The sequence below is a fragment of the Pseudomonas wadenswilerensis genome, assembly GCF_024749185.1.
GTDB classification, from domain to species: Bacteria; Pseudomonadota; Gammaproteobacteria; order Pseudomonadales; family Pseudomonadaceae; genus Aquipseudomonas; species Aquipseudomonas wadenswilerensis.
Genome location: NZ_CP087191.1, coordinates 1177798 through 1188570, shown reverse-complemented (window position 1 = coordinate 1188570; position 10773 = coordinate 1177798). Strand labels below are relative to the sequence as shown.

Annotated in this window: 11 protein-coding genes; 4 read left to right on the top strand and 7 right to left on the bottom strand. The window is 62.3% G+C overall.

Translation table 11 applies throughout. The annotated features are described in order from the left end of the window. Positions 1-3: 3 nt before the first annotated feature. A complete protein-coding gene (gene xerD, locus LOY45_RS05410) occupies positions 4-900 on the bottom strand; it encodes a site-specific tyrosine recombinase XerD (protein ID WP_233673321.1) in 897 nt (298 codons plus the stop codon). A 76-nt stretch (positions 901-976) separates the two neighbouring features. On the opposite strand from xerD, the gene LOY45_RS05405 reads away from it, so the two are divergent. Then, on the top strand, positions 977-2773 hold the full coding sequence (locus tag LOY45_RS05405; RefSeq protein WP_115088454.1) for a cation:proton antiporter: 1797 nt from the start codon (positions 977-979) through the stop codon (positions 2771-2773). A 74-nt stretch (positions 2774-2847) separates the two neighbouring features. Here the strand turns inward: LOY45_RS05405 and LOY45_RS05400 are convergent, their stop codons facing one another. The 6 genes from LOY45_RS05400 to ffh form a co-directional block, all read right to left on the bottom strand. Beyond that, positions 2848-3255, bottom strand: a complete 408-nt coding sequence (locus LOY45_RS05400) for an acyl-CoA thioesterase (RefSeq protein ID WP_115088455.1) — start codon at positions 3253-3255, stop codon at positions 2848-2850. Positions 3256-3350: 95 nt separating this feature from the next. Further along, on the bottom strand, positions 3351-3701 hold the full coding sequence (rplS, locus tag LOY45_RS05395; RefSeq protein WP_038996821.1) for a 50S ribosomal protein L19: 351 nt from the start codon (positions 3699-3701) through the stop codon (positions 3351-3353). 43 nt (positions 3702-3744) lie between these two features. Further along, positions 3745-4497, bottom strand: coding sequence for a tRNA (guanosine(37)-N1)-methyltransferase TrmD (gene trmD / locus LOY45_RS05390; protein WP_038996822.1), 753 nt, complete (start codon positions 4495-4497; stop codon positions 3745-3747). Between the two features lie 3 nt (positions 4498-4500). After that, entirely contained in the window at positions 4501-5037 is a 537-nt protein-coding gene (gene rimM, locus LOY45_RS05385) for a ribosome maturation factor RimM (RefSeq protein WP_115088457.1), read from the bottom strand. A gap of 5 nt (positions 5038-5042) precedes the next feature. After that, positions 5043-5294 (bottom strand): 30S ribosomal protein S16, encoded by a 252-nt coding sequence (gene rpsP / locus LOY45_RS05380; RefSeq protein WP_028942918.1) that lies wholly within the window; start codon positions 5292-5294, stop codon positions 5043-5045. Positions 5295-5532: 238 nt separating this feature from the next. Continuing rightward, positions 5533-6909: a signal recognition particle protein gene (ffh, locus tag LOY45_RS05375; protein ID WP_115088458.1), complete on the bottom strand. Its 1377-nt coding sequence runs from the start codon at positions 6907-6909 to the stop codon at positions 5533-5535. Between the two features lie 196 nt (positions 6910-7105). Between ffh and LOY45_RS05370 the strand changes: the two genes are divergently transcribed. The 3 genes from LOY45_RS05370 to LOY45_RS05360 all read left to right on the top strand — a co-directional run bounded on the left by LOY45_RS05370 (position 7106) and on the right by LOY45_RS05360 (position 10715). Continuing rightward, on the top strand, positions 7106-7918 hold the full coding sequence (locus LOY45_RS05370; RefSeq protein ID WP_115088459.1) for a cytochrome C assembly family protein: 813 nt from the start codon (positions 7106-7108) through the stop codon (positions 7916-7918). Between the two features lie 13 nt (positions 7919-7931). Further along, positions 7932-9146 (top strand): transporter associated domain-containing protein, encoded by a 1215-nt coding sequence (locus LOY45_RS05365; protein ID WP_134064070.1) that lies wholly within the window; start codon positions 7932-7934, stop codon positions 9144-9146. Positions 9147-9410: 264 nt separating this feature from the next. After that, positions 9411-10715 carry an MFS transporter gene (locus LOY45_RS05360; RefSeq protein WP_115088461.1) on the top strand — a complete coding sequence of 435 codons (1305 nt, stop codon included), beginning with the start codon at positions 9411-9413 and terminating at the stop codon, positions 10713-10715. Positions 10716-10773: the final 58 nt, after the last annotated feature.

Genomic DNA, 10773 nt, shown 5'->3' with positions numbered 1-10773 from the left:
GCGTCAACCCCGAGGGTGATGCAAAGCGTGTAGTTCCTGCAGCCGCGCACGGGCCACATGGGTGTAGATCTGGGTGGTCGACAGGTCGCTGTGGCCCAGCAGCATCTGTACCACGCGCAGGTCGGCGCCGTGGTTGAGCAAGTGCGTGGCAAAGGCATGGCGCAGGGTGTGCGGCGACAGGCTCTTGTCGATACCGGCCACCAGCGCCTGGTGCTTGATGCGGTGCCAGAAGGTCTGGCGGGTCATTTGCTCGCCGCGCTGACTGGGGAACAGCACATCGCTGGGGCGCCCACCGAGCAGCTCGTTGCGCCCGTCACGCAGGTAGCGCTCGATCCACACCACCGCCTCTTCACCCATGGGCACCAGGCGTTCCTTGCTGCCCTTGCCCATCACCCGCAGCACGCCCTGGCGCAGGTTGACCTGGTCGAGGGTCAGGCTGACCAGTTCGGTGACGCGCAAGCCACAGGCGTAGAGCACTTCGAGCATGGCCCGGTCGCGCTGGCCGATCGGCTCGCTCAGGTCCGGCGCCTGCAACAAGGCCTCGACGTCGGCTTCCGACAGAGATTTGGGCAACGGCCGACCCAGTTGCGGCATTTCCACCTGCAGGGTCGGGTCGACGCCAATCAGTTTTTCCCGCAGCAAGTAGCGATAAAACCCTCGCACACCGGAGAGAAAGCGTGCCGTCGAACGCGGCTTGTAGCCCTGTTCCAGGCGCCAGGCCAGGTGATCGAGGATCAGTTCGCGCCCGGCATGGGGCAACTCGACGCCCTGCTCCTTGAGCCAGCCGTTGAACAGCGCCAGGTCGCTGCGGTAGGCATCGCGGGTGTTGTCGGCCAGGCCCTTTTCCAGCCACAGGGCGTCAAGGAACTGATCGATAAGCGGATGTTCAATAGCGGGCATGACAACTCTGCGGCAGGCGACGAAAACGACGAATTGCCGCTAGTCTTCCATAACACTGCCGGCATAGGGAGCCTGAATGAACGAACAACAGATATTGCTGGCATTTGGTGGTATCGGTCTGGCCGCATTGTGCTGCCAGTGGCTGGCCTGGCGCCTGAAACTGCCAGCGATTCTTTTCCTGCTGCTCAGCGGCATTCTCGCCGGCCCCGTGCTCGGCTGGCTCGACCCGCAAGAATTGTTCGGCCCGCTGCTGATGCCGCTGGTATCACTGGCGGTGGCGCTGATCCTGTTCGAGGGCAGCTTGACCCTGCACCTGTCGCAGTGGAAAGACATCGGCAGCGTGGTACAGCGCATGGTCACCCTCGGTGCGCTGTCGACCTGGTTGCTGATTACCCTGGCCACCCATTGGCTGCTGGGTTTTGACTGGATGCTGGCTACCCTGTTCGGCACCCTGACCCTGGTCACCGGGCCGACGGTGATCGTACCGATGTTGCGGGTGGTGCGGCCCAAGGCGGCCATCGCCAACATCCTGCGCTGGGAAGGCATCGTCATCGATCCGATCGGCGCGCTGCTGGCGGTGGTGGTGTACAGCTTCATCATCGCCAGCGCCGCCGGCGAGGGCCTGAGCCATAGCCTGGTGACCTTTGCCGGGGTGATTGTCTGCGGCAGCGGTTTCGGCGTGGCCGGCGGCTGGTTGCTGGGCCAGGTAATCCGTCACCAGTGGTTACCGGAGTATCTGCACAATCTGGCTTCGCTGGCGGCGGTGCTGGGGATTTTCATTGCCTCCAACCAGGTAATGCACGAGTCGGGACTGCTGGCGGTCACCCTCATGGGCATGTGGCTGGCGAACATGAAGGGCGTGGATGTACGACAGATCCTGCACTTCAAGGAGAACCTCAGCGTGCTGCTGATCTCCGGGCTGTTCATCCTCCTGGCTGCGCGCCTGGACCTGGATGCCCTGATTGGCCTGGGCCCGGCGGTACTGGCCTTGCTGCTGGTCATCCAGTTCGTTGCCCGGCCGCTGAACGTCGCGTTGTCGACCTTTGGTTCGCAACTGAACTGGCGCGAACGCGCCCTGCTCGCCTGGATCGCCCCACGCGGCATCGTTGCCGCAGCAGTGTCGGCGATTTTTGCCATTCGCCTGGACGAAGCCGGACATGCAGGCGCCCTGTTGCTGGTGCCGCTGACCTTCGCCGTGATCATCGGCACCGTGGTGCTGCAGAGCGCCACCTCGCGGCCATTGGCGCGCCTGCTCAAGGTTGCCGAGCCCGCCCCCAGCGGCTTTCTGATCGTCGGCGCCAACCCGCTGGCCCGGGCCGTGGCCAAGGCCCTGCAGCAGCTGGATTGCCGGGTGCTGCTGGCCGATTCCAGCTGGGAAAACATCCGCGCCGCGCGCATGGAGGGCTTGCCGACTTACTTTGGCCACCCTGCCTCGCAGCATGCCGATGCGCACCTGGACCTGGTGGGCCTGGGCCATCTGCTCGGGCTGTCGCCGGCGGGCGAGCTCAATACCCTGGCCTGCACCCGTTTTCGCCATGACTTTGGCCCGCAGCGGCTGTTTGTCCTGGCCAGCGGCCTGGAGGCCAAGCGCAGCGACAAGCACCGGGCCAGCGATGAGCATCGCGGGCAGACGCTGGGGAGCCAGCCGCTGACCTACGGGCAGTTGGCCGGTTTGCTCAACAACGGAGCGGAGCTGTACAGCACGCACCTGACCGAAACCTTTGGATGGGCGGACTATCAGGCGCTGCATGGCGAGCGGGCGAACCCGCTGTTTGCCCGCGATGGCAGCGGCTGGGTGCATGTGTTCGGGCCGGACAGTGTGCTGAAGCCTGGGCCAGGGTGGACGCTGGTGGCGTTGATTCAGCCGCAGTAGGAGCGGGCTTGCCCCGCGATGAGGCCGGTGAAGCCTGCACATTATCGCGGGGCAAGCCCGCTCCTACAGGATGGTCAGAAACCGGGCAGTACCGGCACCGGGCGCTTGTCTTCATCAATGGCGACAAAGCTGAACAGGCCGTGGATAGCCTTCTCGCGGCTGTCACAGCTCATGCTCTCGACAAACACCTCGACCTCGACCTTGAGGCTGGTGTTACCTACCGTCGCCACCCGCCCAACCAGCTCGACGATGGAACCTGCGGCAATCGGGTGCTTGAAGTCGATGCGGTCGGTGGACACGGTCACCAGCGGCAAACGGCAGAAACGCGTCGCGGCGATGAACGACACTTCGTCCATCCAGGCCAGCGCGGTGCCGCCGAACAGGGTGTTGTGGTGGTTGGTGGTGGACGGGAATACCGCCTTGGTCACGCGGGTCACCGACAGTTCGGTGCGGCGTTCGATTTCCTGCTCTCTGGGGGTCATGGGCTTCATATCGGCAAACAAATTTCAGACAACAAAAAAGCAGCCCGAAGGCTGCTTTTTTCGCATGGTGGCCGCAGTCACCGGTCAAGCTGTCCTCAGGACAGTTTTTCCTTGATGCGAGCGGCTTTACCGGACAGGTCGCGCAGGTAGTACAGCTTGGCTTTACGCACGTCACCACGACGTTTCACGGCCAGGCTGTCGATTTGCGGGCTGTAGGTCTGGAAAGTACGCTCTACGCCAACACCGTTGGAGATCTTGCGAACAGTGAAAGCACTGTTCACACCACGGTTACGCTTGGCGATTACAACGCCTTCGAAAGCCTGCAGACGCGAACGATCGCCTTCCTTCACTTTCACCTGAACGACGATGGTGTCGCCCGGGGCAAAGGTCGGGATCTCTTTGGTCATCTGCTCTGCTTCGAGTGCAAGAATGATTTTGTTGGTCATGCTGTGCTCCTAAGGTAAATCAACTGGATTTACCATCGATACGTTAACTATCGTCCCGCTCACGGAGGTATTCCGCCAGCAGCTTCTTCTCTTCTCCAGAAAGTGAGCGACTTTCCAGAAGATCGACGCGTCGTTCATAGGTCCGCCCAAGGGACTGCTGTAAACGCCATCGCCGGATGTGTGCATGGTTGCCACTAAGCAACACGTCGGGAACACGCTGATCCGCATACACCTCAGGTCGGGTGTAGTGCGGGCAATCAAGCAGACCATCGGTGAAGGAGTCTTCCTCCGCCGAGTCCGCATGCCCTAAAGCTCCGGGCAGCAGTCGTGTAACCGCATCGATCAGGACCATCGCCGGCAGCTCGCCGCCAGACAGGACATAGTCTCCAATCGACCACTCTTCATCGACATGAGCTTCAATAAAGCGCTCGTCGATGCCTTCATATCGACCGGCTATCAGAATCAACGATTCGTGCTTCGCCAGGTCTTTGACCGCCGACTGAGTCAGCTTGCGGCCTTGTGGGCTCAGGTAAATCACCTTTGCCGCCTCTCCGGTTGCCTGCCTGGCATTCACCAGGGCGTCTTCCAGAGGCTTGATCTTCATCACCATGCCCGGACCACCGCCAAACGGCCGATCATCTACCGTATGGTGACGATCTGTGGTGTAGTCCCGCGGATTCCAGCAGGTCAGTTGCAACAACCCCTGTTTCACCGCGCGGCTGGTAATGCCGTACTCACTGATGGCCGAGAACATCTCGGGGAACAGCGTGATGACGTCTACGCGCAGGCTGGCCATTGCTTAGAAGTCCGCGTCCCATTCGACCCTCATTTCGCCTGCAACCAGGTCGATCTTCAACACGCATTGCCCGGTATAAGGCAACAGGCGTTCTCGATCATCCAGGCTGCCCGCGCAGGGCTTGACCACCATTACATCGTTCGCGCCGGTCTCCAACAGGTGATCAATCTTGCCGAACAGCTGTTCGTCCTGATTGATGACTTTCAGACCCACCAACTGGTACCAGTAGTACTCGTCGGCAGACAGGTTGGGCAAAAGGCTACGCGAGATACAAATCTCATAACCGCTCAGAAGACGGGCTTCATCACGATCGTCGAGGCCTTTGAGCTTGGCGACCAGGTCCTTTTGAGTGGAACGGCCACTGACCAGCTCGACCTGTTTTACCTTCCCTTCGTGCCGAAGCGTCCAGTTAGGGTAATCCAACAGGTTTTCAATCGGATCGGTAAAGGAAAAGACCTTTACCTCGCCGCGAACGCCGTGAACCGAAAAAATCTTGCCGACGACGATCAGGTCATCAGCTTTTTCTGGCGTCGCGCTCATACTATTCAGGCAGCAGCCTTAGCAGCATCTTTCAGCAGTTTTGCAACGCGCTCGGATGGCTGTGCGCCAACGCTCAGCCAGTGAGCAACGCGGTCTTGTTTAACGGACAGGCGAACTTCCTGGCCACGAGCGATAGGGTTGAAGAAACCAACCTGCTCGATGTGCGAACCGGTAACCGGGTTACGCGAGTCGGTCACGGTCAGGGTGTAGAATGGGCGCTTTTTAGAGCCACCACGGGCAAGACGGATGGTTAGCATTGAACATCGTTCCTGTAGTCGGTGCTGCAAATCATAATGCACAGCGGGCACACGGGTGCCCGAAAGGCCGCATATTCTCAAGGAATACACGGACTTTTGCAAATGCCTTTTTACGCCAGGTAAAAAGGCCAGCCTGCAGATCTGCGGTTCGTGCTGCCTCTATATAAAGGCAGCGGTGTTCCCGCCGGGGCGGGGTTCCGATCGTCGGCCCGTTTCCAGGCCGCCGATCCGAATGGGGTTACAGCTTGGGCATGCCGCCGCCGGGCATCATGCCACCCAGGCCGCGCATCATTTTGGCCATGCCGCCTTTGGCAGAAAACTTCTTCATCATCTTCTGCATCTGCTTGTGCTGCTTGATCAGACGGCCGATGTCCTGCACCTGGGTGCCGGAACCGAGGGCGATACGGCGTTTGCGCGAACCGCTGATCAGCTCAGGGTCGCGGCGCTCGGCCGGGGTCATCGAGTTGATGATCGCTTCCATCTGCTTGAATTGCTTCTCGGCGGCGCCCTGGGCGCTGCCCATCTGGGCCAGGTTGACGCCGCCGATGCTCGGCAGCTTGTCCATCAGGCCGCCCAGGCCACCCATGTTCTTCATTTGTTGCAGCTGGTCGCGGAAGTCTTCGAGGTCGAAGCCCTTGCCCTTCTTCAGCTTCTTGGCCAGTTTGTCGGCCTTTTCCTTGTCGAGGGTCTGTTCGGCCTGCTCGATCAGGCTGAGCACGTCGCCCATGCCAAGGATGCGCGAAGCGATACGGTCGGGGTGGAACGGCTCGAGCGCGTCGCTCTTCTCGCCCATACCGATGAATTTGATCGGCTTGCCGGTAATGGCGCGCACCGACAGCGCGGCACCGCCACGGGCGTCACCGTCGACCTTGGTGAGGATCACACCGGTCAGCGGCAGCGCGTCGCCGAAGGCCTTGGCGGTGTTGGCGGCGTCCTGGCCGGTCATGGCGTCGACCACGAACAACGTCTCGATCGGCTTGACCGCGGCGTGCAGGTCCTTGATCTCGGCCATCATTTCGGTGTCGATGTGCAGACGACCGGCGGTGTCGACGATGACCACGTCGATGAACTTGAGCTTGGCTTCGCGGATTGCCGCTTCAGCAATGGCCACCGGCTTCTGGCTGATATCGGACGGGAAGAAGGTCACGCCGATGTCGCCCGCCAGGGTTTCCAGCTGCTTGATCGCCGCCGGACGGTAGACGTCGGCCGACACCACCATCACGGTCTTCTTCTTGCGCTCTTTAAGAAAGCGCGCCAGCTTGCCGGCGGTGGTGGTCTTGCCCGCACCCTGCAGACCGGCCATCAGCACCACCGCAGGCGGCGCGGCGTTGAGCGCCAGGTCTTCGTTGGCGGCGCCCATCAGGCCTTCGAGCTCGGCCTGGACGATCTTCACGAACGCCTGGCCCGGGGTCAGGCTGCGCGACACCTCGGTGCCGACCGCACGCTCCTTGACCTTGTTGACGAAATCCTTGACCACCGGCAGGGCGACGTCAGCCTCGAGCAACGCCATGCGCACTTCACGCAGGGTGTCTTTGATGTTGTCTTCGGTCAGCTTGGCCTTGCCGGTGACATGGCGCAGCGTCTGTGACAGACGGTCGGTCAGGTTTTCAAACATGGTGATCCTTTCGGGCTCTGTAGAACCGAGGTTTATCAGCTGCCTCTGGCGTATTCGGCCGGCCTTGGGCAGGGGCAGGTCGGCGATTATAACGAAGACTTGGCCCAGCGCACACCATGCCGTCGGCTGGCAGTCTTCCTAGGCGGGCGCGATCTATGCCAAACTCATTCTCTTTCGGGCTTGCCTAACAGGACTTATGCTCCCCTTGTCACCCAGCTTGCTACCCAATCTCATCGCCGCCTGCCTGTATGCCGCCGCGACCTTCTATCAAGGCTCACGCCTGGCCCAGGGCACCAAGGCCGACAAACGCCTGCTCGGCCTGCTTGGCGCACTGGCGGTCATCGCCCAGGGCACCGCGCTGTTCTGGCAACTGCTCACGCCCCTGGGCCTGAGCCTGGACTTCTTCAGCGCCGCCAGCCTGATCGCCACTGCAGTGATCGCCCTGACCCTGCTGGCCTGCCTGCGCATCCCGGTGGAGAACCTGCTGCTGTTGCTGTTCCCGCTGGGCATGACCACGGCCCTGATCGCCCAGTTCGCGCCGTCGGGCACGGTGCCGCTGATCAACGAAGAGCCGGGCATCCTCGCGCATATCCTGCTGTCGATCCTGGCCTACGGCATGTTCACCATCGCCGTGGTCCAGTCCTTGCTGCTGCTGTTGCAGGATCACCAGCTCAAGCACAAACACCCGTCCGGGCTAATCAAGAACTTCCCGCCGCTGCAGACCATGGAAAGCCTGCTGTTCGGCTTCCTCTGGGCCGGCTGGGGCCTGCTGTCGCTGTCGCTGCTCTCCGGCTGGCTGTTCCTCGACAACCTGTTCGCCCAGCACCTGGTGCACAAGACCCTGCTGGCTTGCCTGGCCTGGATCGTCTTCAGCGTATTGCTGTGGGGCCGCACCCGCCTCGGCTGGCGCGGGCACAAGGCGATCCGCTGGACCCTGGCCGGTTTCTGCCTGCTGATGCTGGCCTATTTTGGCAGCAAGCTGGTACGCGAATTCATCCTGCATATCTGACGAGCACAGGTAAATGGACGCTCTGCCGTTAGGACCGCTACTCGGCGTATTGGCACTGGCACTGCTCTGGTCGGCGTTATTCACTGCGGTGGACGCCGCCCAGCAGCAGCTCAATGGTGCGCGGCGCAACGCCCAGACCGGCGCACACCCCGACCTTGCCGTTACCCCCCAGGCCCTGGTGCTGTGCTCGACCCTGGGCAAGCTGCTGGTGCTGGCCCTGGCCTGCCTGATCGGCCAGCGTTACAGCGGCGAACACGGCTTCTGGCTGGCGGGCCTGGGTGCCGCAGCGCTGCTGCTGATCGTCGCCGAGTACCTGCCACGGCAACTGGCCCGACGTAACCCGCAGGCCTTCATTGGCCTGGGCAACAGCCTGCTCAAGGTGCCGCTCAAGCTGCTGCAACCCCTGGCCTGGCTGCTCGATGGCTGCGCGCGCCTGCTGCTGCGCCCGTTTCGCGTGCAAAGCCATGCCGTGGCCGTGCACGACAACGACGATGCCGACAGCTACGCCGCCGATGAACCCGACACCGACCAGCGCCTGAACCTGCCCGAAAGCCTGCTGGCGCTGGATAAAATCACCGTCAACGACATCCTGGTGCCGCGCAACGATGTCGACGGCATCAACCTCGATGAGTCGATCGAGGCGATCATCGAGCAGTTGATCATCAGCCGCCACACCCGCCTGCCGGTCTACCACAGCGACATCAACCAGGTTGAAGCGATCCTCAACACCAAGCTGATCAGCCACCTGCTGCCCAAGGCCGAGCTGACCCGCGAAACACTGCAAGCAGCCTGCTACGAACCCTACTTCGTGCCGGAAAGCACGCCGCTGCAGCTGCAATTGCTCAACTTCCACAAGCAACAGCGGCGCCTGGGCGTGGTGGTCGACGAGTACGGTGAAGTGCTCGGCATCGTCACCCTGGAAGACATCCTCGAAGAAATCGTCGGCGAATTCGAAGACGAGCACAGCCTCGACAACCCGCACATTCACCCGCAAGCCGACGGGCGCTTCGTCATCGAAGGCAACGTGTCGATCCGCGAGCTGAACCGTACCCTGGGCTGGCACCTGCCCAGCGATGGGCCAAAAACCCTCAACGGCCTGGTCACCGAAGCCCTGGAAAGCATTCCGGCAAGCGCGGTATGCCTGAAAATCGGCCGTTATCGCCTGGAAATCCTCGAAACCGAGGACAATTGTGCCAGCCGCATACTGGTCTGGACGCTCAAGCGCTAGCTATACTCAGTAACGCTTACCCAGCCCCAGCCGTCTCGCCCGCTACCCGCACCGGCGTCACACGGCCAGTCAGCCTGACTGAATATTGCGCGCAATAGCGGTACTGGTTCACACCCCGAGCCTTGCCCGCGCCCGCCCCCATCCCCAAAGGGCGTATGTTCAGTTGCGCGACCATAACAATTCGCTTCGGCGCACGCCCTTGCCTGCCTGTTCACCAGGCCTGCGGCCATGCCCATGGAGCTCTCGACTGTCAGGGATAATCGCATGACGACCAGCAGCACCTACTCCGATACCGCCCAGGCCAGCCCCGGCAACTCGCCAGCGCGGGTCGCCACGGCCAGCTTCATCGGCACCGCCATCGAGTTCTACGACTTCTACGTGTACGCCACGGCGGCAGCGCTGGTGATCGGCCCGGTGTTCTTCCCGCAGACGTCGGGCACCGCACAGATGCTCTCGGCCTTCCTGACCTTCGGTATTGCCTTCCTGGCCCGGCCCCTGGGCTCGGCGCTGTTCGGCCACTTTGGCGACCGGGTCGGGCGTAAATCGACCCTGGTGGCCTCGCTACTGCTGATGGGGGTCTGTACCACCCTGATCGGCGTACTGCCCGGCTACGACAGTATCGGTGCCTGGGCGCCGATCCTGCTCTGCGTGCTGCGCTTCGGCCAGGGCCTGGGCTTGGGCGGCGAATGGGGCGGTGCGGCGCTGCTGGCCACCGAGAATGCGCCCAAGGGCAAGCGCGCCTGGTTCGGCATGTTCCCGCAGTTAGGCCCTTCGATTGGTTTTCTGGCGGCTAACGGCCTGTTCCTGACCCTGGCCATGCTGCTGACCGATGAGCAGTTCCGCAGTTGGGGCTGGCGCATTCCGTTCCTGCTCAGCGCCGCTCTGGTCATGGTTGGCCTGTACGTGCGCCTGAAGCTGGAAGAAACGCCGGTGTTCGCCAAGGCCGTGGCTCGTCACGAGCGGGTGAAAATGCCGGTGGTCGAGCTGTTTGCCCAGTACTGGGCCCCTACCCTGCTGGGTGCTGGGGCCATGGTGGTGTGCTATGCGCTGTTCTACATCTCGACGGTGTTTTCGCTCAGCTATGGCGTTTCGACCCTGGGCTACAGCCGTGAGACCTTCCTCGGCCTGCTGTGCTTCGCGGTCCTGTTCATGGCCCTGGCCACGCCACTGTCGGCCTGGCTCAGCGATCGTTACGGGCGCAAGCCGGTGCTGATTGTCGGTGGCCTGCTGGCGATCGCTTCGGGCTTTACCATGGAGCCGCTGCTGACCTCGGGTTCGACCACGGGGGTGGCGTTGTTCCTGGCCATCGAGCTGTTCTTGATGGGCGTGACTTTCGCGCCGATGGGGGCATTGCTGCCTGAGCTGTTCCCCACCCACGTGCGTTACACCGGGGCGTCGGCAGCCTATAACCTGGGCGGGATTGTCGGGGCCTCGGCGGCGCCGTTCTTTGCCCAGAAGCTGGTGGCGATGGGCGGTTTGAGCTGGGTCGGCGGGTATGTGTCGGCGGCGGCTGTGCTGAGCCTGATTGCGGTGTTGTGCCTGAAAGAGACGCGGCACTCGGAGCTGTAAAACCATCGCGGGGCAAGCCCGCTCCTACACCGGTAGGAGCGGGCTTGCCCCGCGATTG